Origin of the sequence: Streptococcus parasanguinis ATCC 15912 (genome assembly GCF_000164675.2) — a bacterium.
Lineage (GTDB): Bacteria > Bacillota > Bacilli > Lactobacillales > Streptococcaceae > Streptococcus > Streptococcus parasanguinis.
Window position 1 is genome coordinate 1,558,778 of record NC_015678.1, and the last position, 25,724, is coordinate 1,584,501.

24 protein-coding genes and 2 tRNA genes are annotated in these 25,724 nt (G+C 36.6%); 7 read left to right on the plus strand and 19 right to left on the minus strand.

The features are described from left to right. Nucleotides 1-18 precede the first annotated feature (18 nt). From mnmG to apf, 5 genes are all read right to left on the minus strand, one after another. Nucleotides 19-1,929, minus strand: a complete 1,911-nt coding sequence (gene mnmG, locus HMPREF0833_RS07090) for a tRNA uridine-5-carboxymethylaminomethyl(34) synthesis enzyme MnmG (protein WP_013904351.1) — start codon at nucleotides 1,927-1,929, stop codon at nucleotides 19-21. A gap of 10 nt (nucleotides 1,930-1,939) precedes the next feature. Then, nucleotides 1,940-2,395, minus strand: a complete 456-nt coding sequence (locus tag HMPREF0833_RS07095; protein ID WP_013904352.1) for an NUDIX hydrolase — start codon at nucleotides 2,393-2,395, stop codon at nucleotides 1,940-1,942. A 145-nt stretch (nucleotides 2,396-2,540) separates the two neighbouring features. Continuing rightward, nucleotides 2,541-3,152, minus strand: coding sequence for a MarC family protein (locus HMPREF0833_RS07100; RefSeq protein ID WP_013904353.1), 612 nt, complete (start codon nucleotides 3,150-3,152; stop codon nucleotides 2,541-2,543). Nucleotides 3,153-3,171: 19 nt separating this feature from the next. Further along, nucleotides 3,172-4,293: a tRNA 2-thiouridine(34) synthase MnmA gene (mnmA, locus tag HMPREF0833_RS07105; protein WP_013904354.1), complete on the minus strand. Its 1,122-nt coding sequence runs from the start codon at nucleotides 4,291-4,293 to the stop codon at nucleotides 3,172-3,174. A gap of 204 nt (nucleotides 4,294-4,497) precedes the next feature. Continuing rightward, entirely contained in the window at nucleotides 4,498-5,040 is a 543-nt protein-coding gene (gene apf, locus HMPREF0833_RS07110; RefSeq protein ID WP_013904355.1) for an aggregation-promoting factor, read from the minus strand. 228 nt (nucleotides 5,041-5,268) lie between these two features. Here apf and sdaAB point away from each other — a divergent pair, with 228 nt between their 5' ends. Genes sdaAB through HMPREF0833_RS07125 form a run of 3 tightly spaced genes read left to right on the plus strand, consistent with a single transcriptional unit; the run spans nucleotide 5,269 to nucleotide 7,453 of the window. Then, the gene (gene sdaAB, locus HMPREF0833_RS07115) at nucleotides 5,269-5,940 is read left to right on the plus strand and encodes an L-serine ammonia-lyase, iron-sulfur-dependent subunit beta (protein WP_013904356.1); all 672 of its coding nucleotides are present in this window, start codon (nucleotides 5,269-5,271) and stop codon (nucleotides 5,938-5,940) included. Between the two features lie 9 nt (nucleotides 5,941-5,949). After that, nucleotides 5,950-6,822 carry an L-serine ammonia-lyase, iron-sulfur-dependent, subunit alpha gene (gene sdaAA / locus HMPREF0833_RS07120; protein WP_003002222.1) on the plus strand — a complete coding sequence of 291 codons (873 nt, stop codon included), beginning with the start codon at nucleotides 5,950-5,952 and terminating at the stop codon, nucleotides 6,820-6,822. A gap of 1 nt (nucleotide 6,823) precedes the next feature. Next, the gene (locus HMPREF0833_RS07125) at nucleotides 6,824-7,453 is read left to right on the plus strand and encodes an HAD hydrolase-like protein (protein ID WP_013904357.1); all 630 of its coding nucleotides are present in this window, start codon (nucleotides 6,824-6,826) and stop codon (nucleotides 7,451-7,453) included. 26 nt (nucleotides 7,454-7,479) lie between these two features. Here HMPREF0833_RS07125 and HMPREF0833_RS07130 read toward each other — a convergent pair whose 3' ends face one another. The 8 genes from HMPREF0833_RS07130 to yfmF all read right to left on the minus strand — a co-directional run bounded on the left by HMPREF0833_RS07130 (nucleotide 7,480) and on the right by yfmF (nucleotide 14,265). Further along, on the minus strand, nucleotides 7,480-8,130 hold the full coding sequence (locus HMPREF0833_RS07130; protein ID WP_003018425.1) for a LysM peptidoglycan-binding domain-containing protein: 651 nt from the start codon (nucleotides 8,128-8,130) through the stop codon (nucleotides 7,480-7,482). Between the two features lie 157 nt (nucleotides 8,131-8,287). Continuing rightward, nucleotides 8,288-9,085, minus strand: coding sequence for an energy-coupling factor transporter transmembrane component T family protein (locus HMPREF0833_RS07135; protein ID WP_003018404.1), 798 nt, complete (start codon nucleotides 9,083-9,085; stop codon nucleotides 8,288-8,290). Further along, complete coding sequence (locus tag HMPREF0833_RS07140) at nucleotides 9,078-9,920, minus strand: energy-coupling factor transporter ATPase (RefSeq protein WP_013904359.1); 843 nt, start codon at nucleotides 9,918-9,920, stop codon at nucleotides 9,078-9,080. The genes HMPREF0833_RS07135 and HMPREF0833_RS07140 overlap by 8 nt, the downstream gene beginning before the upstream one ends. After that, nucleotides 9,905-10,729, minus strand: coding sequence for an energy-coupling factor ABC transporter ATP-binding protein (locus HMPREF0833_RS07145; RefSeq protein ID WP_003018376.1), 825 nt, complete (start codon nucleotides 10,727-10,729; stop codon nucleotides 9,905-9,907). The genes HMPREF0833_RS07140 and HMPREF0833_RS07145 overlap by 16 nt, the downstream gene beginning before the upstream one ends. Continuing rightward, on the minus strand, nucleotides 10,730-11,269 hold the full coding sequence (pgsA, locus tag HMPREF0833_RS07150) for a CDP-diacylglycerol--glycerol-3-phosphate 3-phosphatidyltransferase (RefSeq protein ID WP_003009208.1): 540 nt from the start codon (nucleotides 11,267-11,269) through the stop codon (nucleotides 10,730-10,732). A gap of 31 nt (nucleotides 11,270-11,300) precedes the next feature. Continuing rightward, nucleotides 11,301-11,708, minus strand: a complete 408-nt coding sequence (locus HMPREF0833_RS07155; protein ID WP_013904360.1) for a helix-turn-helix domain-containing protein — start codon at nucleotides 11,706-11,708, stop codon at nucleotides 11,301-11,303. Nucleotides 11,709-11,734: 26 nt separating this feature from the next. After that, nucleotides 11,735-13,009 (minus strand): EF-P 5-aminopentanol modification-associated protein YfmH, encoded by a 1,275-nt coding sequence (yfmH, locus tag HMPREF0833_RS07160; RefSeq protein WP_003018391.1) that lies wholly within the window; start codon nucleotides 13,007-13,009, stop codon nucleotides 11,735-11,737. Nucleotides 13,010-13,017: 8 nt separating this feature from the next. Further along, nucleotides 13,018-14,265, minus strand: coding sequence for an EF-P 5-aminopentanol modification-associated protein YfmF (gene yfmF / locus HMPREF0833_RS07165; protein ID WP_003018399.1), 1,248 nt, complete (start codon nucleotides 14,263-14,265; stop codon nucleotides 13,018-13,020). A gap of 155 nt (nucleotides 14,266-14,420) precedes the next feature. On the opposite strand from yfmF, the gene yaaA reads away from it, so the two are divergent. Together yaaA and recF are read left to right on the plus strand one after the other, a co-directional pair. Further along, on the plus strand, nucleotides 14,421-14,783 hold the full coding sequence (gene yaaA, locus HMPREF0833_RS07170; protein WP_003018408.1) for a S4 domain-containing protein YaaA: 363 nt from the start codon (nucleotides 14,421-14,423) through the stop codon (nucleotides 14,781-14,783). Beyond that, the gene (recF, locus tag HMPREF0833_RS07175; RefSeq protein ID WP_013904362.1) at nucleotides 14,783-15,877 is read left to right on the plus strand and encodes a DNA replication/repair protein RecF; all 1,095 of its coding nucleotides are present in this window, start codon (nucleotides 14,783-14,785) and stop codon (nucleotides 15,875-15,877) included. Before yaaA ends, recF begins: the two co-directional genes overlap by 1 nt. A gap of 45 nt (nucleotides 15,878-15,922) precedes the next feature. On the opposite strand, the gene guaB is transcribed toward recF, so the two are convergent. Together guaB and trpS are read right to left on the minus strand one after the other, a co-directional pair. Further along, nucleotides 15,923-17,404 carry an IMP dehydrogenase gene (guaB, locus tag HMPREF0833_RS07180; RefSeq protein WP_003009220.1) on the minus strand — a complete coding sequence of 494 codons (1,482 nt, stop codon included), beginning with the start codon at nucleotides 17,402-17,404 and terminating at the stop codon, nucleotides 15,923-15,925. 143 nt (nucleotides 17,405-17,547) lie between these two features. Continuing rightward, complete coding sequence (trpS, locus tag HMPREF0833_RS07185; protein ID WP_003002236.1) at nucleotides 17,548-18,576, minus strand: tryptophan--tRNA ligase; 1,029 nt, start codon at nucleotides 18,574-18,576, stop codon at nucleotides 17,548-17,550. A 205-nt stretch (nucleotides 18,577-18,781) separates the two neighbouring features. Between trpS and HMPREF0833_RS07190 the strand changes: the two genes are divergently transcribed. Together HMPREF0833_RS07190 and HMPREF0833_RS07195 are read left to right on the plus strand one after the other, a co-directional pair. Then, on the plus strand, nucleotides 18,782-20,404 hold the full coding sequence (locus HMPREF0833_RS07190; protein WP_013904364.1) for an ATP-binding cassette domain-containing protein: 1,623 nt from the start codon (nucleotides 18,782-18,784) through the stop codon (nucleotides 20,402-20,404). A gap of 52 nt (nucleotides 20,405-20,456) precedes the next feature. After that, on the plus strand, nucleotides 20,457-23,024 hold the full coding sequence (locus HMPREF0833_RS07195) for a YfhO family protein (RefSeq protein ID WP_013904365.1): 2,568 nt from the start codon (nucleotides 20,457-20,459) through the stop codon (nucleotides 23,022-23,024). A gap of 97 nt (nucleotides 23,025-23,121) precedes the next feature. On the opposite strand, the gene HMPREF0833_RS07200 is transcribed toward HMPREF0833_RS07195, so the two are convergent. From HMPREF0833_RS07200 to HMPREF0833_RS07215, 4 genes are all read right to left on the minus strand, one after another. Beyond that, nucleotides 23,122-23,195, minus strand: a tRNA-Asn gene (locus HMPREF0833_RS07200). Nucleotides 23,196-23,203: 8 nt separating this feature from the next. After that, nucleotides 23,204-23,275, minus strand: a tRNA-Glu gene (locus HMPREF0833_RS07205). Nucleotides 23,276-23,325: 50 nt separating this feature from the next. Beyond that, entirely contained in the window at nucleotides 23,326-24,084 is a 759-nt protein-coding gene (locus HMPREF0833_RS07210) for a response regulator transcription factor (RefSeq protein ID WP_003018434.1), read from the minus strand. Beyond that, on the minus strand, nucleotides 24,081-25,421 hold the full coding sequence (locus HMPREF0833_RS07215; RefSeq protein WP_041818394.1) for a sensor histidine kinase: 1,341 nt from the start codon (nucleotides 25,419-25,421) through the stop codon (nucleotides 24,081-24,083). The genes HMPREF0833_RS07210 and HMPREF0833_RS07215 overlap by 4 nt, the downstream gene beginning before the upstream one ends. Between the last annotated feature and the right edge of the window lie 303 nt (nucleotides 25,422-25,724).

Below are 25,724 nucleotides of genomic sequence, written 5' to 3' on the forward strand. Positions count from 1 at the left end.
CATCTCAGCCCCATTTTATTAGTGGTTTGCTTTGTTTTTGGAGATGCTCCGAGATTTACCTTCTAAGTAAACCATTAAAATAGAGATATCCGCTGGATTGACACCTGAGATACGACTTGCTTGACCAATCGTTTCTGGATTAATTAATTTAAATTTTTGACGCGCTTCGGTTGCAATAGAGTCAATATCATCCCAGTCAATATTCGCAGGGATTCGTTTTTCTTCCATACGCTTCATTTTTTCGACTTGGTCCATTGCTTTTGAAATATAACCTTCGTATTTAATTTCAGTTTCAATCAATTCAATGATTTTATCATCCAGTTCTTCAGCTGCAGGACCGATAAATTCTACCACATCTTGGTAAGAGACTTCTGGTCGTCTCAAGAATTCTTTAGCAGTGACAGCATCTGTCAATGGTTTAAAGCCCATTGTAGCGACCTTCTCATTGGTTTCCTTTACAGGCTTTAACTTAATGCTATCCAAACGCTTCATCTCATTTTCAAACTGATACTTCTTGGTTTCGAAACGTTGCCAACGTTCATCATCTACCAATCCAATTGCTCGTCCCATTTCTGTCAAGCGCATATCTGCATTATCATGACGCAAAATCAAACGGTATTCTGCACGACTTGTTAACAAACGATACGGTTCGATCGTTCCCTTTGTTACCAAGTCATCGATCATAACCCCAATATAGCCATCACTACGTTTCAAAATGAGTTCTGGTTTTCCTTGGATTTTTAGAGCAGCATTGATCCCCGCAATAATCCCTTGACCAGCGGCCTCCTCATAACCAGACGTTCCGTTGGTTTGGCCAGCTGTAAAGAGACCTGAAATTTTCTTGGTTTCCAAAGTTGCGCGCAATTGATGAGGCAAAACCATATCATACTCAATCGCATAACCCGTTCGCATCATTTCAGCCTTCTCAAGTCCCTTAATAGAATGAACGAGATCCCGCTGAACATCTTCTGGTAAACTCGTTGACAGCCCCTGAACATAGACTTCTTCTGTATTTCGTCCCTCTGGTTCTAAGAATAGTTGATGACGCTCTTTGTCTGCAAAACGGACAATTTTATCCTCAATGGACGGACAATAGCGAGGACCTACTCCCTTTACAACCCCTGTAAACATAGGTGCCCGGTGTAAATTATTCTGGATAATTTCATGGCTATGCCCATTCGTATAAGTCAACCAACATGGAACCTGATCCTTTACATAATCTTCATCACGCGATGTATAAGAAAAATGATTTGGAGCTTCATCTCCAGGTTGAATTTCCGTTTCGTCATAGTTAATTGACGACGCCTTTACACGAGGTGGGGTCCCTGTTTTGAAACGTCCAATTTCTAATCCTAGCTGTTTGAGATTATCGGCTAAATTGATAGAAGCTAGACTATGATTAGGCCCTGATGAATACTTGAGATCTCCAATGATAATTTCTCCGCGTAAAGCTGTCCCAGTAGTGACAATAACAGCCTTTGCCCCATACTCTTGGTGAGTCGCAGTCCTTACACCAACAACCTTACCATTCTCCACCAAAATCTCATCAATCATAGTTTGGCGAAGAGTTAAATTATCTTGGTTTTCAACCGTTTTCCGCATTTCTTTTGAGTAAAGTTCTTTGTCTGCTTGAGCCCGAAGTGCACGAACCGCAGGACCTTTACCAGTATTGAGCATTTTCATTTGGATGTAGGTCTTGTCGATGTTCTTCGCCATTTCTCCACCGAGGGCATCGACTTCACGCACGACAATCCCCTTAGCAGAACCACCAATAGAGGGATTACAAGGCATAAAAGCCAGCATTTCAATGTTAATAGTCGCAAGTAAGACCTTACAACCCATACGGCTAGCAGCTAGAGAGGCTTCTACTCCCGCATGCCCCGCACCGATTACAATGATATCGTATTCTTCTATAAAGTTATAATTCATTCTATTTCTCCTATTCTTTAAGATGGATGTGTCGTAATTGTCCGTCCCATTCTGGTAGGGCTGATTTTAAAAAGGCTGGTTTCAGGTCAACAGTGTGTAAATCATCTAAAGCAATCCAACGGCAAGGTAATTGCTTTGTATCTTCCTGCATGACCAAAGGTGCATCTTCCAGTAAGTCCACCAAATAATGAAATTCAATGTTATGGTAGTGGATTCCAGCTTGTTCAAAGTGATTTTCAACCACGAAAGCTAACGGACCTGCTGTAGATGTAACACCAAGTTCCTCTTTGACTTCCCGAACTACAGCATCTTCTGTAGTTTCATTGACTTGAATAGCACCTCCGATTGTATAACAGCCGTCCTCATCTTCTATGACGAACAAGCGATTATCTTTTACAATCAAAGCAGTCGCTCTCACACCAAAAACAGTAGAACCTATTTTCGTCCGAAAATCCTGTTGCCTCATTTTACTTCCTTTCGAAATCACACAAAAATAGTCAAAACTCTGAGAAGTGCAGGACAAAAAAGCCTACAACATCCATGAGCTTTGACCATCATGACTATTGTTAAAGTTATTTTATCAAATCAAATCGTTTTGTCAATGCAAATCACTATTTGAGCAAGGTCTGCACACTGACGATAATCATCTGTATTCCTATCGAGAATAGTAAAAGTCCCATCATTTTCGTTATAATTTTCATCAAATTTTCTCCCAAGAAGCCTGCAATTTGTTTTGCACTTCTTAACAGGAGATAAGTGATGACACATAGTAGAGCAAAAGCAACTACGGTTATCAGTTGATTCTGCAAACCTCCATTAGCCAAATTTAAAGCAGTTGTAATTGTACCCGGTCCCGCAAAAAGTGGCATTGCAAGAGGAGAAATAGCAATAGACATTGGATCTGAATTTACTGCTTGCTGCTCCATTCCTTTATAGCTGGGTGAATGATTACCATTAATCATATGATAACCGATAACGGCCACTAATATTCCACCAGCAATTCTGAAAGAAACAATTGTAATTCCAAATACTTTAAAAATGAAATCTCCTGAAAAGATAAAAATAGTTACAATAACAAAGGCAATCAAAAGACTCCTAAAAGCAATTTTTCGTGAAATTTTTTGACTATCATCTGCTACTAAAGCCATGTAAGCAGGAAGATTTGAAATTGGGTTCATTATAGCGAAAAATGCCATAAATGCATAAAAAAATTGAGAACTCATCGTTTTTACTTAACTCCAGTTAGACATACTGACAAACTTTTCCGTCTTTATACGCTTGGTCAATAATACCGCCGCCCAAACATTCCTGACCATCATAGAAAACAACGGCTTGACCAGGTGTAATAGCACGCTGAGGTTCAGCAAAAATAACCTCTGCTTTATCACCTTTAACCTTTACAGTAACTTTACTATCAGGTTGACGATAGCGGAACTTAGCTGTACATTCTAACGTAAACTCTTCTGGCATCTCTCGTGTAAAATGAACTTGACTAGACTGTAAACTTGTTGACATCAATGCTTCATGATAGAAGCCTTGACCAACATAAAGAATATTTTGACTGAGGTCTTTACCAACTACAAACCATGGAGCATTGTCTCCACCTTGTTGGCCCCCAATTCCAAGTCCACCCCGTTGACCGATTGTGTAATACATCAAACCAGCATGTTCGCCCATATCTCGTCCATCGATGGTCATCATTCGACCTGGTTGGGCAGGAAGGTAGTTCCCTAGAAACTCTTTGAAATTCTTTTCTCCAATAAAGCAAATCCCAGTTGAGTCTTTCTTTTTAGCTGTTGCCAATCCAGCTTCTTCAGCTAGACGGCGAACCTCAGGCTTTTCCAAATGTCCCAATGGGAACATGGTTTTTTGAAGTTGTTCTTGTGACAGCTGGCTTAAGAAATAAGTTTGATCCTTCCCGTTGTCAACGCCACGTAACATATGGACAATGCCGTCTTCATCGCGAACAACTTGAGCGTAATGTCCTGTAGCTACATAATCCGCTCCCAATGTCATCGCATAATCTAAGAAAGCCTTAAACTTGATTTCCTTATTACACATAACATCTGGATTAGGGGTACGGCCTGCACGGTACTCTGCTAAGAAATATTCAAAGACACGATCCCAGTATTCTTTTTCAAAGTTGACAGAATAGTAAGGAATGCCAATTTGGTCTGCAACCGCTGCTACATCTTTGTAATCTTCTGTAGCTGTACAGACGCCATTTTCGTCTGTGTCGTCCCAGTTTTTCATGAAGATGCCGATGACATCGTAACCCTGTTGCTTTAATAATAAAGCTGTTACAGATGAATCAACACCACCACTCATACCAACAACAACACGTGTTTTCGAGTTATCACTCATAGATTTCTCCCATCTTTTCGTTTCTCACGATTGAAGGTCGTGGTTTGCTTCAACGATTGAAGGTCGTTTTGAGCAGTTACCATTTTAACACGCTTTATATTAGAAAACAAGCATCTTACTATTCTTTTTGTTGATCAGGATCGATGGGTTTACAAGTCTGTAAATTTAAAAAGAGTCCTATTAAAGAACTCTTTTCAAACGAATTTAATACCAACCATTTGCTAACCAGAAATTTTTAGCTGCTGACCATGATCCATAACGGTTGACAACATATTGATTGGCCACTTTTTCTTGGTTTGCAGGTGATAAATCACCATTCAAATAAGTGATAGTCAATTGGTAACGACCATAATATTGGCCATTTTGTGCTGTATAACTACCACTTGACTCTTTTTGGGCAATCCATTCCTTAGCAGCTGCATCTTCCGCACTCAAGCCATCTGAAGCAGAGACAGTAGTTGTTACTTGTGTAGTATCAGTTTTACTAGTAGTAGCTTGCTCCGTAGTTTTCTGCGTTGTATTTGCATCTTCAATCTCAAGAACTTGTCCAACTGAGATGAGATTCACGTTACTAATCTTATTTTTCTTAGCAATCGCATCAACCGTTGTGTTTTTCTCTTTAGCAATAGCTGATAAAGTATCACCTGATTTTACAGTATAAGAATCTGCATTCGCTACAATTGGAAGGAAAAGTCCTGCAAGTAAACTAAGTCCAATAATTCGTTTCATCATTTGTTTTTTATTCATTATTATGTACTCCTTTATTGGTATACCTCTATACTACACAAGAAATATTTCATATTTATTGAAATTATATGTCAAATATTTCAGTCAGATGTTAGAAATACTAAAAATCCAGGATAATATAAATGCTTTAAGCCCCCTTTAAGATTTCTCAGATATTTCGGGAAAAATAGAAGAAATCATCAGCCATATCTGATATAATGAAGTAAAGTGATCACAAAGGAGCAGAGCATGAACTCTTTAAAATTCCAATCAGTTTTTGATATTATTGGACCTGTGATGATTGGCCCATCCAGTAGTCATACTGCAGGTGCTGTTCGAATTGGTAAAATTGTTTCTTCTATCTTTGGAGAGGAGCCAAAAGAAGTTGAGTTCCAATTATTTAATTCCTTCGCTAAAACCTATCGTGGTCATGGAACAGATTTAGCCTTAGTAGCAGGCATCTTAGGAATGGACACAGATGATCCTAGAATCCCAGATAGTCTAAAAATTGCACATGAACGAGGCATTCGGATTGTTTGGTCTATTCAAAAAGAGAGCAATGCTCCTCACCCAAACACAACAACCATTACTGTTAAAAATGATCATAAAACGATTTCTGTCACTGGAATCTCAATTGGTGGTGGGAACATACAGGTTACTGAGTTAAATGGCTTTGCCATCTCGCTAAATATGAATACTCCAACCATTATCATTGTTCACCAGGACGTCCCTGGGATGATCGCCCATGTCACAGAAGCTCTTTCTCGCTATGATATTAATATTGCACAAATGAATGTAACACGGGAAAAAGCTGGAGAAAAAGCGATTATGATTATAGAAGTTGACTCAAGGAGTTGTGAAGTAGCGATCGAAGATATCCGTAAAATTCCTCATCTTCATAATGTCAACTTTTTCAAATAAGGAGTTCATATGTTTTATTCAATTGTAGACCTCGTAGAACAAGCAAGCACACAATACGAAGGAAACGTCGCAGAGTTAATGATTGCAACTGAATTTGAACTAACTGGTCGTGAACGAGAAGAAGTCCTACGATTAATGACCCGTAATTTAGAAGTGATGATTGATTCTGTAAAGTTAGGGTTAAATGAAAACCACTCTCGTAGTGGGTTAACCGGTGGGGATGCCGCAAAATTAGATCGCTATATCAAATCAGGAAAAACGTTATCTGACTTGACCGTCCTAACCGCAGCGAAGAATGCTATTGCTGTCAACGAACACAATGCTAAAATGGGACTGGTCTGTGCAACACCCACTGCAGGATCTGCTGGCTGCCTTCCCGCAGTTCTCACTGCAGCAACCCAAAAATTAGGGTTAAACCGTCAGCAACAATTAGATTTTTTACTGACAGCTGGGGCTTTTGGTTTAGTCATCGCCAATAATGCTTCTATTTCAGGTGCAGAAGGTGGTTGTCAAGCAGAAGTTGGTTCTGCTTCAGCTATGAGTGCGGCAGCATTGACACTAGCTGCTGGGGGAACTCCTTATCAAGCGAGTCAGGCAGTCTGTTTTGTCATCAAAAACATGCTTGGGCTCATTTGTGATCCAGTGGCAGGACTCGTGGAAGTTCCGTGTGTCAAACGGAACGCAATGGGAGCCAGCTATGCCTTTATTGCTGCTGATATGGCCTTAGCAGGCATTGAATCAAAAATACCTGTTGATGAAGTTATTGACGCCATGTACCAAGTTGGTTCTAGTCTTCCAACTGCCTTTAGAGAAACAGCTGAAGGAGGATTGGCAGCAACACCAACCGGACGTAGATTACAAAAAGAGATATTTGGGGAATAATATGCAAGCCTTATTTTTTGACTTAGATGGAACATTAGTTGACAGTTCCAAGGGAATTACAGAGAGCTTTCAACATACATTCGATACTTTGAAGGTTCCTCAACCCGATCTCAAAACCATCCGTAGTTTTATGGGACCACCTTTGATTTCTAGTTTTGAAGCTACTCTTCCTGAAGCTTTGGTAGATCAAGCAGTGACTATCTATCGCCAGTATTATCATGAAAAAGGGCAATACAAATCAACTCTATTTCCTCAAATAGTTGAAACTTTGAAAGCAATACAAGATGAAAGCATTCCCCTTTATATAACTACTTCAAAACATGAACCAGTTGCTTTACAGATGTGTCAAGATTTAGGTATCTCTAAATACTTTAAAGGAATTTATGGATCAAGTTCTGATCGTACCCACAAAGCCGATGTCATTCGATACGCCTTGTCAATCAATGACCTTCCAAAAGAGGAAACAGTGATTATTGGAGACACAAAATTTGACCTCATTGGAGGTCAAACAGTTGGTATAAAAACCATGGCAGTCACTTGGGGTTTTGGAGATCTTGAAGAACTACTTCTTTACTCACCAGATTTTATTTGTCATTCTCCACTTGATATCCTTGAGGCATTAAAAAAATAGGTTTACAAATTTGTAAACCTATTTTTTTAATAACCCCAAGCTGACAAACCTTGTGAGTTGTATGCATTATATGCTGCCTGGATTTGATCATCAACTGTTGCAGTTGAACCCCAACCTGGCATTGTTTGGAATAAACCACTTGCACCAGAAGCATTTGCTGCATTCACCTGACCATTTGATTCACGGGCAATGATTGCTTCCCAAGTAGAGGCAGGTACACCTGTCATCTCAGCCATGCGAGAAGCTGCATATGCTCCTTGCTCACCAGCAGTATTACCATTTGATAGAACAATTCCACCATTTGTTGATTGTGCAGAAGTCACTGCAGCATTTGCTGCATAAGTTGTTTGTTTTTGAGCAGTTTGTGCTGTTGCAGTTGCTGTAGGTGCACTTTCAGCAGGTTTTGCCTGCTCTTGCGGAGCAACCTTATCAACCATTGATTTAGAACGCTCACCTAATTCAATAATTTGTCCTGCATAAATTAAATCTTCATTGGTAAGGTTGTTAGTTGAAATAATATTTTCTAATGAAGTGTTATTTTCAAGTGCAATTTTTGATAGAGTATCTCCAGACTTCACTTCGTAAGTTTCAGCATTCACTGTAGCAATACCAGAAATGAAAAGTGATGCTGCTGAAATTAGGGAAGTAACTGTCCATTGGAACTTTTTACTGTTCATGAATCCTATTCTCCTTTCGAACATAATTCTATAATACACACAAAATGTTACAATTCGTTATAAAATATATTACAAATGTTACAAGAATATGAGAATTTAATGTAAAAAGCGCCATATATAGCGCTTTTTCTTTATTTTTGAATCAAAATGGCTCCCTTTATCCATTTTTTAGATAAAAAACGAATAACATCAGGCATAGAATAACTAGTAATGCTAAGGTATCTTTTAATCTCCACTGTAAACTCCGATAGCGCGTCCTTCCTTCCCCTCCTTTGTAGCCTCTCGCTTCCATCGCAATCGCAAGTGCATCTGCACGTTTAAAACTAGAAGCAAATAGAGGAATGAGGATAGGAATAAAGGAACGAATCCTTTTTAATAGATTTCCTTCTCCAAAATCTACACCACGCGCCCTTTGAGCATTCATGATTCGATTCGTATCATCCACTAAAGTTGGAACAAAGCGCAAACTCATAGATAGCATTAACCCAATTTCATGTGCTGGAACCTTAATCAATTTTAGCGGTGTGAGGATCTTTTCAACAGCATCTGCTAAACTTAATGGTGTCGTCGTCACTGTTAAAATCGTCGAATAAAAAATGATTAAAATAAACCTACAAAATATGATAGCAGCTTGCATCAATCCTTGATCGGTTAATTTTAAAAACCACCATTGATACAAAATTGTTCCTTGAGAGGTCGCAAATAATTGGAAAATAGTTGTAAAAGCAATGATAAAAATCATTGATTTTAAGCCTTTGACATAAAAACTAACCGAAATCTTCGTTAGATACATTAAAACAAAGATGAAACCAAAGAGCAGGAGATTTGTCTGCAAGTTATTGGCCCAAAACAGAAGAAAAATGAACAAAAACATTGAGAGCAACTTCCCACGAGGATCTAGTTGGTGGATAATGGAGTTTCCAGGAATATACCTTCCCAAAATCATATTATTCATGAAGTAACAGCTCCTTTAGTTCCTCAATTTTGATTGGTAGTCTGCCCAGAGAAAGCCCTCTTCGTTTCAATTGAAGAGCAAAATTCGTAATTTGTGGAACTCCTAATTGAAGTTTTTGTAAATAATCAACCTGTTGAAAGACTTCCCTTGGGGATCCTTTTAGGACAAGTTTTCCCGCTTCCAAAACAAATACGGTATCTGCAAAATTGGCTACATCATCCATCATATGAGTTACCAGAACTAGGGTCATCCCATTTTTATGTAATGCCTCAAACAGCGCCATCAATTCCTTTCTCCCAGCAGGATCTAGCCCTGCTGTCGGCTCGTCCAATACTAAAATCTCTGGTTCTATAGCTAAAATACCCGCGATCGCAACTCGCCTCATTTGTCCACCAGATAGTTCAAATGGACTTTTATCATAGATAGCCTCTTCTAGACCAACGATCGCTAATTTTTCTTTAGCTATTTCCTCAGCTTTGTCCTTAGGTACCCCAAAATTCTGTGGTCCAAAGGCTACATCAGCTAGAACGGTTTCCGCAAATAGCTGACTTTCTGGAAATTGAAAAACCAAACCGACTTTTTTTCTCAGGCACTTCATTTCTTTTGGCTCAGAATTGTTATCTAAAACAAAATTTTCAAATTGAATCGTTCCTTTAGTCGGACGCAGTAAACCATTTAGTAATTGCAACAAAGTAGACTTGCCACTACCAGTATGCCCAATGATGGCTGTATAAGATCCATCTTTTATTTCCAAACTAATATCAGAAAGCGCCTGCCCTTCAAAAGGACTTCCCTCTTGATAAGTATAATAGACATTCTTTAAAGAAATTCCCATAGTTGGTCTAATAACTCACTTTCTGTTAGATAGTCCTGCTTTAGCGGAAAATGCGAGCTGAGAGATTCTTGGACCTGCTTACTAAAAGGCTTATCTAGTCCAATCTCATTCAGATCATTTCTTGAAAACAATTCCCGCGGCGTCATAGAAGACTCTAGTTTTCCTTTTTGAAACACGAGTGTTCGATCACTTAAGGCAATTTCGGATAAATCATGGGTAATGGAGATAATCGTTAATTGGAACTTTTTCTGAAGTTCTCTCATTACTGCCATTAGGTCCTCTCGGCCTTCCGGATCTAACATACTAGTTGCTTCATCAAGGATAATAATAGTTGGTCTCAAGGCGATAATACCTGCTATAGCCACTCGTTGCTTTTGACCACCTGACAAACGAGATGGTTCACGATCTTTAAACTTCAGCATACCAACTTGGTCAATAGCCTTTTCCACACGTTGAAGCATTTCTCCCCGTGGAATTCCTTGATTTTCTAAACCAAAGGCTACATCATCTTCTACTGTCGCACCAACAAATTGGTTGTCAGGATTCTGAAATACAATTCCAATTTTACTACGGATTTCCCATATAGTTTCACGAGTCAGTTTTTTTCCATCAATGTAAATCTCACCAGACTCAGCTTCCAAAAGACCATCAATCAAGCGTACAACTGTAGATTTCCCACTACCATTGTGTCCGACAATCGAAAGCCACTCTCCTTGTTTCACGTGAAACGAAACCGTGTCAATTTGATATTCTTCTACTGTTTTATCGTATCGAAAGGATACATTTTTTAGCTCAATAATCTGTTTCATTTATTTAAATGTGTCTTTAAAGAGATAACTACTTCCCTTAAAGTAGTCGTAACCAGAATAAATTGTGAAAATCAATGCAATATAAAGCAACACTTGCCCTGGAAGAGTCCAATGGCAAAGCAAAAAGATAATGGCAAACATTTGGCTAAAGGTTTTAATTTTTCCTGGCATAGCTGCAGCAAGAACTGTACCACCTGTCTCAACAAGTAGAAGACGCAAACCAGTAACAGCTAACTCACGACAAATGATAACGGCTGCAATCCAAGCAGGAACCATTTTTAATTCAATCATCATGATAAAGGCTGACATAACCAATAATTTATCCGCCATTGGATCTGCAAATTTACCAAAATTACTAACCACATTCCATTTTCGTGCTAGAAAGCCATCCAAATAATCTGTAATACTTGCAATTGCAAAAATAACTGCTGCTACAATATGTCCTAGATAAGAATGACTTAAACTTAAAATAGCAATAAAAATAGGAATCATCACAACCCGAATTAATGTCAATGCATTAGGAATATTTTCTTTTTTCATACTTCCTCCAAAAAATAAACTATCTTTCCATCTATTTTACAGATGCTGTAAATCCATAAAAATATACGATATAAATCACAAAACCAAGAATAGCAAAGCTAATTAGTAGATAATACAAGATTGGTAACCAGCTTGCTTTCTGTCTTAATTTCCTTGAATGAAGCTCTTCGTCATCTACAAGGATTTCTTCATCAAATAACAACTCTTTTCCTTCACGAAAAGCTGTCAATAGAATGGACTCATCTAACCCCAAAGCCCATGATAGCTTTTTTAGATAGATCTGGGCATAAAACGGACTTGGTAGTAGATCAAACTCATCGTTTTCCAACGCTTCTATATAAGGAATTTCAATGGCTGTCTTATTTGACACGTCCTGTAAACTTAAATGTAAATTTACTCTTGACAGTCTTAATACCTGACCAATTGTTCTCTTCTTCATTTTTTCCCTTCTTGATACATTGTTTACTACTTTTGAAAAATCATATAGTCAACCATCTCAGCCTGATCAATGAATTTATGACCTAATTTGATGATATCTTGTAAACTAATACTTTGTAAAATCTTTGGAAGATCATAAGATGTGCTACCGTCTGAAAAATAATCAAACTGAGTTGCACTATACTCAAGCGAATTTAAACCTTGTAAGAAATCACCAAACATTTCGCTTTTAATCGTATCCAAATGTTCCTGATTCACATCTGGATCCTTATCAAATTGTTTGATAGCTGACCTAAATTGATGAGATAAGGAGACTGGTTCTTTGGTATCCATTGTCAAAATAACAAAATGAAATAATTCTTCAACCTCCACTTCGAGTGTCAATGAGTTGTCAATCTTCCCTGCTTCATATAAACTTTGAAACCGTTGCGAAGTCCAACCAAACATCATCGAAAATAGTAATTTTAACATTAATTTATAGCGGAATTTTTCCTCTTCTTTAATGTCATCATTTCCCCGAATTCCAATTGCCAATTTAGGAGTCGCCACATCCATTCTGCAGGATTGATTCAGTTTCACTTCGTTTTTTTCTACAGGAAAACGTTCCATCTTGATCGAAGGAAGTTGGGAAATTTGATCATATTCTTTTAAAACTTGTAATATCGGATCAACATCGAATTTTCCTATCACTAATAAGTGCATTTGAGAGGGATGATAGAATAGATCAAAATTTTCATGGAGATTATCGATTGTAATATCAGAAATTGAGTCTCTTGTCCCAGCAATATCATCTGCTAACGGTGTTCCAGGATATAAATTTTCTAAAGCACCAAAAAACAATCGATAGTCTGGACTATCTTGGTACATTCCAATCTCTTGTTGAATGATTTCTCTTTCCTTAGATACAGATTTTTCTGTAAAGGAAGCCTTTGAAACCATCTCCAATAACAATTGAATATTTTCAGGGACTTTTGAAGTTGTTGAGAAAAGATAACTTGTCTTTGTAAAGCTTGTAAAGGCATTACTTTCCGATCCTAAATGAACAAATTTTGTTAGATAATCTTGACCTTTTTCATCTTCAAATACTTTGTGTTCTAGAAAATGAGCAATTCCTGCAGGATATTGTCTTTCATCACCATTCACTAGAATTCGTGTGTCCACTGAACCAAATTTGGTTGTGATCATTCCATAGGTTTCATAATAATCTTCTTTTGGGATTAAATGAATGGTCAATCCGTTTGACAAGCGTGTAAAGTAGACCTGCTCGCCTACTGATTCATAGTATTTTTCTTTAATTTTCAATCTTTACACTACTTTCCTTCCATAAAATAAACAGACTGTAAATTAATTGTTTTTGCCGTCTCAATAATTTCTTCTTTACTAACCTTATTGATAGATTCTAACCACTCTTCTAGAGAAAGAACCTTCTTTCCAAGCATCGTTTTCAGATATTCCCTTTCAATCAGGGTATTTTGTCGATCCTGTGCTAATAAGGTCGTATTTATCAACATTTCTTTTGTCAATTGAAGCTCTGACTCTGTAAACTTGCCTCGTTTTAAATCATTCAACTGTTTCATAATCAAAGTCATTACTTTGGTACGAGATCCCTTATCAATGCCTGCAAAAACTCTCATAAAGCCTGTAAAAATATCAAAATGGCTAGAGATGGTATAAGCAAGACCTTCTTTCTCACGAATTACTTGAAAAAGTCTTGAATGCGAGAAAGCTCCCAGCATCCCATTTAATACAACTAGTGGGATATGGAGAGATTCTCCATACTGGGTAGAAAAATGATAACCTAATTCTAAAATAGATTGTTGATTTTGTTTTTGCTCTAACTTTTCTCTAACAACATTTGTAAAAGGTTGTTGATAGTTGACAGACAAATTGTTATCACGTGGCTTGAATTCAAACTGGTTCACTCGATCCACAATAGCGACCTCATTAAAATCGCCTATGAAAAAGAAGTCAATGTTATCTAATTGGAGCATCTGATGAAACTGTTCAAGAGAACTTTGAGCTGTCTCTTGTCTCACTAAATCAACTTTCCCCAATCTTGACATCCCGATTGTTTCGTCTTCAAAAAATAGTTGATTCAATTGCCCATGTGCATAATAATAAGGCTCTTCAATTTCCGACTCCAAATCGGAAATTGTATTTTTCTTTTCAACGTCAAAGGTATCACTGTCAAAGTGATCTTCTACTACCAAAGGTAAAAAGAAGATGGTTTCTATAATGTCCAAAACCTCATCAGTAAGAACATTTTTCTTGCTCAAAAAATCATCGCGCACAAAGGAAATATTCAAATCAACATAATGAACACGCCCCCTCTTAGAGACTGACGTTGACAATTCTACCCCGTATAGACTCGCTAATTTTTCACGGAATAATTGTGAAGTTGGATATTTTTGATTTGCAGTTTCCATCATACAAGCTGCCAAAACACGCGCAGCCACGGTATTTTCATCTAATGGCGATGAAAAACGGACCTTAATTTTATTGGTTTTAAATTTTTTTGATTGAAGAAAGTGAAGATTCACGCCCTTTACTAATTCCATTTTCATCCTCGTTCTACTCAATAGTAACTTTCATTATAACACGAAATCACACTAAAATCCTAATTCAAACTGTGAAAAAGCTTCTCAAATCACTCAACATTCTCTACCCTAGATAAACTAAAAATATGGTATAATAACACGCAAAGAGGTGAACTATGAATTACAAATTATTTGATGACTTTATTACATTGCAAGCAATCTTAAAAGAACTCGGTATTATACAGAGTGGTGGTGCAATCAAAGCCTTTCTTCAAGAAAAAGAAGTCTTTGTTAATGGTGAATTAGAACAACGGAGAGGCCGTAAACTTCGTGTCAACGATCAAATTAACATTCCTGAACTGAGCATGACTATCACCATTCTTGAACCTTCTCAAGAGGAAATAGAAGAGCATCTTAAAGAGAAGGAAGAAAAGGAACGTGTTGCTGAACTTGTCAAGCAACTCAATCAACAACAAAAGAAACAACCGACAAAGACTAACAAAAAAGAAAAAGCAATTCGCTTTCCTGGTATCTCGTAATGTGGTTAAAACAGTTATCCATTCAACATTTTCGTAATTATCAAGAACTAGAAGTCGAGTTTCATCCTGGATTAAATATTTTCCTAGGTCAAAATGCTCAAGGAAAGACCAATATTCTCGAATCAATTTATTTTCTAGCTTTAACCAGAAGTCATCGAACACGAAATGATAGAGATCTCATCTATTTTGAATCCACAGATTTTAAAGTTTCTGGTCAATTACAAAGAGAAACTGGTCCTCTTCCATTGGAAATCTCCTTGACACCAAAAGGTCGGATAACTAAGGTAAATCATTTGAAACAAGCCAAATTATCGAACTATATTGGCCATATGAATGTTGTCCTTTTCGCACCCGAAGATTTGCAACTGATCAAAGGATCACCTGCAGGACGTCGAAAGTTTATTGACATTGAATTAGGTCAGATGAAACCTCTCTATTTATCCGACTTATCTCAATACAACCATGTACTGAAACAAAGAAATAGTTACCTAAAAAATTCGGAAAAAATTGATGCTACATTTTTGGAAGTCTTAGATTCACAACTAGCTAGTTTTGGAAGTCGCGTCATCTATCATCGGCTTGAGTTTATTAAAAAATTAGAAGCTAAAGCAAAAGAAAAACACACTCGACTTTCTGACAACAAAGAAGACCTATCGATTCAATATCAGTCAACTGTTTTTTCTGAAGATGGAAATGATATAGAAGAGCAGTTTCTCTCTATGTTGGAAAAAAACCGTCAGAAGGATATTTTTAGAAAAACAACAAGCATTGGACCCCACAGGGATGATTTGGCATTTTTTATCAATAATATGAATGCTACCTTTGGTAGTCAAGGCCAGCATCGAAGTGTTGTTCTCTCTCTAAAATTAGCAGAAATCGAATTGATGGAAGAAATCACAAGAGAAAAGCCTATTTTATTACTTGACGATGTCATGAGCGAACTTGACAATTATCGTCAACTTCAACTACTTGAAACTATCTCTAATAATATTCAAACATTTATTACAACGACAACTCTTGATCATTTAAAAGAACTGCCTGAGGAGTTGAAAATTTTTACTATTCAAGCCGGTCATATCAAAACAGCATCTTGACAACGCTGTCAAGATGCTGTTATTTTTGTTTACAAATGTGTAAATTTATTGTGCTGAGTAGTTAGGCGCCTCGTTTGTAATTTGCACATCATGAGGATGGCTTTCTTTCAATCCGGCACCACTCATTTCGACAAATTGTGCATGATCATGTAAATCTTGAATAGTTGCTGCACCAACATAACCCATACCTGAACGAATACCACCGATCATTTGGAAGACCATATCTGCTACAGATCCTTTATAAGCAACGCGTCCTTCAATTCCTTCAGGGACCAATTTATTGGCTTCATTGACAGATCCTTGGAAGTAACGGTCGCTAGAACCTTTCTTCATTGCTGCAATAGATCCCATACCACGGTATGTTTTAAATTTACGACCTTGGAAGATTTCTGTTTCACCTGGTGCTTCATCTGTACCTGCAAGCATTGAGCCAAGCATAACCGCATTTCCACCAGCTGCGAGTGCTTTGACAATATCTCCTGAATACTTGATACCACCATCAGCAATGATCGTTTTTCCATATTCACGAGCTACAGCGGCTGCATCATAAATGGCAGTCACTTGAGGAACACCAACCCCTGCAACAACACGAGTTGTACAGATTGATCCTGGACCAATTCCGACCTTAACTACATCTACCCCTGCATCAAATAATGCACGAGCACCTTCAGCAGTTGCAATATTTCCTGCAATCAAGGTACGATCTGGGAAGTGAGCACGAATTTCTGCAATCTTACGAAGAACACCCGCAGAATGTCCATGAGCAGTATCAATGACAATTGCGTCTGCACCAGCTTCAAAAAGAGCTTCTGCACGTTCAAAAGTATCTGAAGTAACCCCTACGGCACCAGCCACAAGCAAACGACCAAATTCATCCTTAGCCGCATTTGGGAACTCGATAACTTTTTCAATATCTTTGATTGTAATCAAGCCAGAAAGACGACCATTTTCATCTACCAATGGTAATTTTTCAATACGGTGCTCTTGTAGAATGCGTTCAGCTGTTTCCAAATCAGTTCCAACCGGTGCAGTCACCAAATTTTCACTTGTCATATGATTTGAAATAGGTTGATTGTAATCAGAAATAAAACGCAAATCCCGGTTTGTAAGGATACCAACTAATTTACGATTTTCAAGTGTTTCAACAACAGGAACACCACTGATTCGGTATCGTCCCATCAACTCATCTGCTTCTGCAATTGTATGAGACGGAGTCAAATAGAACGGATCAATGATAACCCCATTTTCAGAGCGTTTTACTTTGCGTACTTCATCTGCCTGTTGCTCAATTGACATGTTTTTATGGATAACACCAAGTCCACCAGCACGTGCCATAGCAATTGCCATTTGACTTTCAGTCACCGTATCCATAGCAGCAGTAATGATTGGGATATTCAAGCGTAAATTACTTGCTAATTGTGTACTTAAATCTGCATCATTAGGCAATACGTGACTTTCTGCTGGAATCAAAAGCACGTCATCAAATGTAAACCCTTTTTTTAAAAACTTTGTGTCCCAATTAGACATTAGCTGGATCCTCTTTTCTTTTTATTTGAGCAAGGCTCGAATTTTTATTGTTAATATCATACCATTCTATGGCAATTTGTCAATCATTTATTGGTAAATTATCAATGAGCAGTAAAGAAATGTTCGCTATTAATGAAGTCGTTTTATTTTTTAAAATAGGTAATTCCCATCGCAGATTTTACTTCATCCAGTGTTTGAGCTGCTACATTTCGAGCGCGCTCACTTCCTTTTTCAAGAATAGAGTAGACTTCGCCCATATCCTTTGCAAACTCAAGACGTCTTTCACGAATCGGTCTTAATTCACGATCTAAAATTTCTAAAAGATATCGTTTGGTCTTTACATCACCAAGTCCACCACGTTGATAATGTTCTTTCATTTCTGCAATTTCAGCTGCATCTTCTGGACGGCCAAATACATCCAGGTAATGAAAGACCATATTACCTTCAATTTTTCCTGGATCCTCTACTTTAATATGATCAGGATCAGTATACATACTCATCACTTTTTTCTTTAAAGTATCTGCATCATCAGCTAGGTAAATGCCATTATTCAACGATTTAGACATTTTAGCATTTCCATCTAAACCAGGTAAGCGCCCTGCTGCTTCATTTTCAGGATAAATCCCTTCTGGCTCCACCAAAGTATCTGTATTGTAAGCATGGTTAAAGGAACGAACAATCTCACGAGTTTGTTCAATCATTGGCTTTTGGTCATTTCCTACCGGAACAAAATTCGCTTTAAATGCCGTAATATCGGCTGCTTGCGAAATAGGATATACCAAAAATCCTGTAGGTATACTCTCACCAAAACCTTTTTGAGAAATCTCGGTTTTTACAGTTGGGTTTCTTTCAAGTCGTGCCAAAGATACAAGATTCATGTAGTACATGGTCAATTCTGCCAGTTCAGGGATCTGACTTTGAATGAAAATCGTTACTTTTTCAGGATCTAGTCCAGCTGCAAGATAGTCCAAAGCGACATTTCCAATAGACTCCACAATCGTTTTTGGATCTTTTGCATGATCCGTCAAAGCTTGCTGGTCTGCCAAAAAAACAAACATATTATATTCGTCTTTATTCTGTAGCAAGACCCGATTTTTTAAAGAACCAACATAGTGGCCAATGTGGAGTTTTCCTGTTGGTCTATCTCCTGTCAAAATGATGGGTTTTGTCATATTCTTCTCCTTAATCGTTATCCCTATCATTATAGCACTTTCTGGTTCAAAATGTTAGTCTATCCTCTATGTTTGTAATGAATTAAAAGTTTACTACTTTGTCAACTTGATTTACAGGGTTGTAAAAATAAATTGACACTAAAAAAGTTGAATTTTCCCCTATTTTCTAGTAAAATTAAGACATTATAGAAAGAGGAGAAAATCATTGCTTACAGTATCAGACGTCTCACTACGTTTTAGTGATCGAAAATTGTTTGACGATGTCAATATCAACTTTACAGAAGGAAATACATACGGTCTTATCGGTGCCAACGGTGCTGGAAAGTCAACCTTTTTAAAAATTTTAGCTGGAGATATTGAACCAACAACTGGTCATATTTCTCTTGGCCCTGATGAACGTTTGTCCGTTTTGCGTCAAAATCACTTTGACTACGAAGACGAACGGGTCATTGATGTTGTCATTATGGGAAATGAAAAGCTCTACAACATTATGAAAGAGAAAGATGCTATCTACATGAAAGAAGATTTCTCTGATGAAGATGGTGTCCGTGCAGCTGAACTTGAAGGTGAATTTGCCGAACTCGGTGGATGGGAAGCAGAAAGTGAAGCATCTCAATTGCTTCAACATCTAAATATTTCAGAAGACCTTCATTATCAAACTATGAGCGAGTTAGCCAATGGGGATAAAGTGAAAGTTCTCCTAGCTAAGGCACTTTTTGGTAAACCAGATGTTCTTCTTTTGGACGAGCCGACCAATGGATTGGATATCCAGTCCATTACCTGGTTAGAAGATTTTCTGATTGATTTTGAAAATACAGTTATAGTTGTATCCCATGACCGCCACTTTTTGAATAAAGTCTGCACTCATATGGCGGATCTCGACTTTGGAAAAATCAAACTTTACGTCGGAAACTATGATTTCTGGAAAGAATCTTCTGAACTTGCAGCAAAATTACAAGCAGATAGAAATGCAAAAGCTGAAGAAAAAATTAAACAATTACAAGAGTTTGTCGCACGTTTCTCAGCCAACGCTTCAAAATCAAAACAAGCAACTTCGCGTAAAAAAATGCTTGACAAGATTGAACTTGAGGAAATTGTTCCATCTAGTCGGAAGTACCCATTTATCAACTTTAAAGCAGAGCGCGAAATTGGTAACGATCTCTTGACAGTTGAAAATCTTTCTGTCAAGATTGATGGAGAAACCATCCTTGACAATATCAGCTTTATCTTACGTCCTGGTGACAAAACCGCCCTTATCGGACAGAACGATATTCAAACAACCGCTTTGATCCGTGCATTGATGGATGATATTGAATATGAAGGAACTGTCAAGTGGGGAGTTACAACTAGTCGATCTTATCTACCAAAAGACAACAGCCGGGATTTTGCAGGTGGTGAAAGTATTCTTGATTGGCTTCGTCAATTTGCAAGTAAAGAAGAAGATGACAATACTTTCCTTCGTGGTTTCTTAGGACGTATGCTCTTTTCGGGTGACGAAGTTAACAAGTCTGTCAACGTCTTGTCAGGGGGAGAAAAAGTTCGTGTCATGTTGTCTAAATTGATGCTCCTCAAGTCAAATGTTCTTGTACTGGATGATCCAACCAATCACTTGGATTTGGAGTCTATTTCAAGTTTGAATGATGGATTGAAGAATTTTAAAGAATCGATTATCTTTGCCAGCCATGACCACGAATTCATTCAAACACTCGCCAACCATATTATCGTTCTTTCAAAAAACGGCGTAATCGATCGCATTGATGAAACCTATGATGAGTTTCTTGAAAATGAAGAAGTTCAAGCAAAAGTGAAAGAACTTTGGAGTCAATAATAAAAATTAAGAGCCCTGGAATAATGATTTCAGGCTCTTTCAGTAGAAATATATGAATAAAACAAAGCTAAAAACATCCCTATTTATAGTATCTTCTTTCCTGATTCCAGCTATCATAATGTTCTTTATTTACCTTTCACAAGGAATCTACTGGAACAGTGATACATCCCCATTGTTAGGAGATGGTTATCATCAGTATGTCATTTTTGATACTACACTTCGAAATATTTTACATGGGACAGATAGCCTATTTTACAGTTTTCAAAGTGGACTAGGTATTAATTTCTATGCACTCAGTAGCTATTATCTAGGAAGTTTCTTTTCTCCTCTTGTATACTTCTTTAATGTACAATCCATGCCGGATGCTGTTTACCTCATCACTCTTCTTAAATTTGGAGCAATTGGGCTAAGCGCTTATATTAGTCTACATGGAATCTTTTCTAAAATCCCTAGATGCCTGGTTCTTACTCTTTCAACCTCATTTGCTCTTATGAGCTTTGCCATCAGTCAAATTGAAATCAAAACTTGGCTAGACGTTTTTATCTTGGCACCATTAATTCTTTATGGATTCAAAAAACTAATTTACAATGAGGGAGAGGTTCTCTACTTTATCAGCTTAACCAGCTTGTTTATCCAAAATTATTATTTTGGATTTATGATGTCTATTTTTCTCATTTTATGGTACTTGACACAACTGTCATGGAACATCAAAAAAATTGGAAAACGGTTCTTTCATTTTGTGATTGTATCTCTTTTATCAGTTATAACAAGTCTTGTGATGTTATATCCTACCTTCTTAGATTTACGCACTCATGGAGAAAGTTTTTCAAAGGTTGACAGTATCTTTACAGAAAAAAGTTGGTATCTTGATGTATTTGCAAAAAATTTCATTGGAAGTTTTGACACTACTAAATATGGATCAATTCCAATGATCTACGTGGGATTATTTCCACTTCTATTAGCGATCACCTTTTTCTTTGTAAAGTCGATCAAGTTTCACGTGAAACTTTCTTACATTATACTCTTGACCATTCTTATTTTGAGTTTTCGTTTTCAATTATTAGATCTCCTTTGGCAAGGTATGCACGCGCCAAATATGTTTCTTCATCGATACTCTTGGATCTTTTCTTTGACGATTATTCTGATGGCAGGAGAAGTACTAAATCGAATAGAGGAGATCACTTGGATTCGTTTTAGTTTTGCTAATTTCCTCCTCATTCTAGGATTTGGAGCAACTGTCCTTTACAGCAATCACTATAAATTTTTAGATGCAGTCAATTTCATTGTTACTTTTGAATTTTTAATTGCTTTCTATTTGGTCTGTCTAGGATTTATCCTAAAAAAAATACCGCCTAGACTTTTCTATCTTTCGATCCTTTTTTTCTCCATCTTTGAATTATCGGTGAATAGTTATTATCAAATGGAAGGAATTGCGAATGAATGGGTCTTTGCTTCTCGGTCATCCTACGAACGCGACTTAAAAGCCATCCAATCCTTAGTAAGAAGGAAGACAGACTCAAATTATCGGACTGAGATTCTACAGCCACAAACGGGCAATGATAGTATGAAGTATGGTTATAATGGAATTTCTCAATTTTCATCTGTACGAAATACGGATGCGAGCTCGACATTGGACAAACTTGGATTTAAATCTGAAGGAACCAATCTCAATCTTCGATACCAAAATAATTCTATTTTAATGGATAGTCTATTTGGTGTTCGCTATAATTTGAGCCAACAACCTGTTCAAAAATTTGGATTTAAAGAGATTGCAACCAAAAATGGAGTCTCACTTTCAGAGAACGAATATGCCTTACCAATCGCCTTTTTGTCAGCAAAAACTTATAAAAATGCTTCCTTTACAAATTTAACACTGGATAATCAAACACGATTCATCCATCAAATCACGGATGAAAAATATAAATTTTATAAGAAATTAAATATTCTGTCGCATACTTCACAAAATACTACATCTTCGTTGCAAACTGCAAAAATTGAAGAAGATAGTCATCTATCCTACGCAAGTATTCAATATGAAGTAATGGTTCCTGCCCATAGCCAACTATATGTCAATGTTCCAAATTTACAATTTTCAAATGATGATCGGAAAGAGATTGAAATCAGCTACAATGGACAGAACCAACGCTATACTATTGATAACGCCTTTCCATTCTTTTCGATTGGCCATTTTGACACAGGGGAAACAGCTACTATTCGTATGAGTTTTCCAGAAAATTCGACAGTCTCCTTTGATACACCAGAATTTTTTGCTCTGGATCTTGACCAATATACACAGGCTATCACCACCATTCATCAACAAGAAGTTGCCATTCACAAAAATAAAAATAGAGTGGTAGCAGCCTATAACGCAGATAGAGATACTACCCTTATTTTTACACTTCCTTATGATAAAGGCTGGTCAGCTAAACAAAATGGAAAATCTATCCAAATTCATCGCATCCAGAAAGGATTGATGGGAGTTCATGTTCCAAAAGGATCAGGAACTGTCACCTTAACATTTATTCCCCAAGGTTTAGTTGAGGGAGGCATTTCCTTTTTCGTTGGAATTATTCTCTTTTTCCTCTACGAATGGAGACAAATAAAAAGACGAAAAAACTAAGGAATATAAATATCGTTCACTTATAAATAAAAGGCTAGGATAGCAATTATCCTAGCTTTTTCAAAATAAAAAAACACCCAAATGGGTGCTATACTAGCTCCGCCAGTAGGACTCGAACCTACGACATCATGATTAACAGTCATGCGCTACTACCAACTGAGCTATGGCGGAATGAGATATAGTCCGTACGGGATTCGAACCCGTGTTACCGCCGTGAAAAGGCGGTGTCTTAACCCCTTGACCAACGGACCATATATTCATTAACAGAACATATCTCATTATATCAGAATATAACTAATTGTCAAGCACTAAATTCTAAATTTTGCTCTTCAATTAATTTTTTGACACGTTTGATATTACTTCTTGAAATTGGACAAGAATACCCTTCTTTCAACAGCAGCTGTTTCTTTTTCTTATCCATTCCAATGATCATACTTCTATTTACGATAAAAGATTGATGAGGACTAAAATATCTCTCCTCCACATCCTTCTCCAAGACATCTGATAAACTTCCTGCAATTTCTTTTTGAAAATTTTTCCCAACTAAGTTTAATTTATAAGCTGAACCAACCGTTTCGATATAAAGAATATCCTTAAATGGAATTTTAATTTTTTTATCTTTAAAATCATACTCAAAATAATCTGTCAAATCATCATTTCCAATTTGAATAGTTGTCAAGTACTCAATACACTCCTTAATTTTTAATCTAAATAAATCTTCATTCAAATTTTTATCAATAAAATCCAAGGCAGATACTTTATAACGATAGGTAATAGAAGCAAATTCCGATTTTGTAGTAATAAAAACAATAATGGCATAAGGATTTGCTTCTCGTATTTTTTGAGCAATTTCTAGCCCACAATACTCATTGTCTTGGATGTGAATATCTAGAAAATATAATTGGTGGATCTCAGAATGCTGGATATAATTTTCAAATTCTGTAATTTTACCGGTAGAAATCACTTCAAGTTTAATTTCTAATTCCTTAGCAATTTCTGCAATATGTTTTTCTACCCGTATCTGTTGAGAGAGCTCATCTTCTAATAAAAAAATCTTCATTCTTGTTCATATCCTCCAATCTTCAAAACTTGTAAAAAACGATTTCCTTGCAATTCCGTTTCTAAAAACATCGTTCCATAATTTGCTAAGATTTTTCTCACATTATTTAATCCTAGCCCTCTGTTTTCTCCTTTTGTCGAATACCCTTCTTCATATATTTTTCTTATATCAAAAGTGATTTCGTTTGTCGTATTATGAATCACTAAGTAAACAATTTTTGAAATGGAGAAAATAGCAATATGAACCTTCTTTTCTTCTGCTTCTTTTGAAGCTTCCAAAGCATTCGTCACTAGAATCCCAACAATTCTCACGATATCCAATAAATCGACTGCTAGTTGCTCAATTGGTTCACTTGTTTCAAAGGTCATTTCTACCCCAGCATCTCTTGCATCCAACCAACCTCGAATCAAAATACTTCGTAAAGCAGAATCTCTTATATTGACTAAATTAAATCCTGATAATTCTTCTGCGTTAATTTTTTTATAACTTTTTTCCAATACTTCTCTATGGATTCTTCGAATTTCTGGAATATTTTCTTCCTCAATGGCTAGTGACATAGAAATAACTAAATTTCCTAAATCATGACGAAACCCCCTTACAATAGAATAGAGACTTTGAATCTCAGCCATATAACGACTCATTTGTTGCTCAGAAAATTCTTTATACTCCAGTTCCAAATTTTTTCGATACTGATCTCGCTCAATTTTCATGTGGAATAGGCTGACTACAAAAGTGAAAAAACAAATCGTTGCCAACATACTTCCAAAATTTTTAAATTGCGCTTGTTCACTAATCCATAAAGCAAAATTGATCACTACAAATATAGCAAAATAGACAGAAATCAATATCTTTAAATACTTTTCAAATTCTTCTTCATAAAAAGGAGTGAAATCAAATTCAAATAAGTCAATTAACTTCAAAATGATTCCTAAAGAAACCAAACGAATAAACATATTATAAACAATCGAATGAGCTGCTACAAAAGCATCTCCTATTACTGAAGAGACAATAATCGTCAGAAATGTTGCTGTTCCTTCAACCGCTAAATAAGTAAAAAAAGAATAAAAAATAGAACACAAACGATTCGTTCGATTGGCATAATGATAATAAGGGTATAAATAAACCGGCCACAAGAGCATATTCAAATCGGAAAGTTGAATATTTGAAAATAAAGTCATGTCTAAAAATACTAAAAGGCTCTCAAAGAGTAAAACAAAGGTACTCAGAAGAAAGATATACGGAAATCGATGTTCTTGATATATTTTTTCGTCTACTAATGCAAACGTCAGAACAATGATCCCCCCTAAAATAAAGGACAAGACTAATGACTGAAACACACAAACTCTCCCACTCTGTTTTTCTATTTTATTATACTCTGGTATTATTATAAAAAAATAAATTTTTATATACAAAAATTATAATATAAAATAGAATAAAATTAAAGGGATCAGATGAAATTGTAATGTTTTTAATGAATTTGTTACACGATTGAAAACTACTTTACATGATTTTTATAATTTAAAATCATTACTATCTAGGGATTTTAACTATTTTTAAGAAAATTATGACTTGTTTTTTTAAAATTTTTATCTTTCTATTCCATTTTTACAAAAAATAAGCAATGATGAAATAATATACAT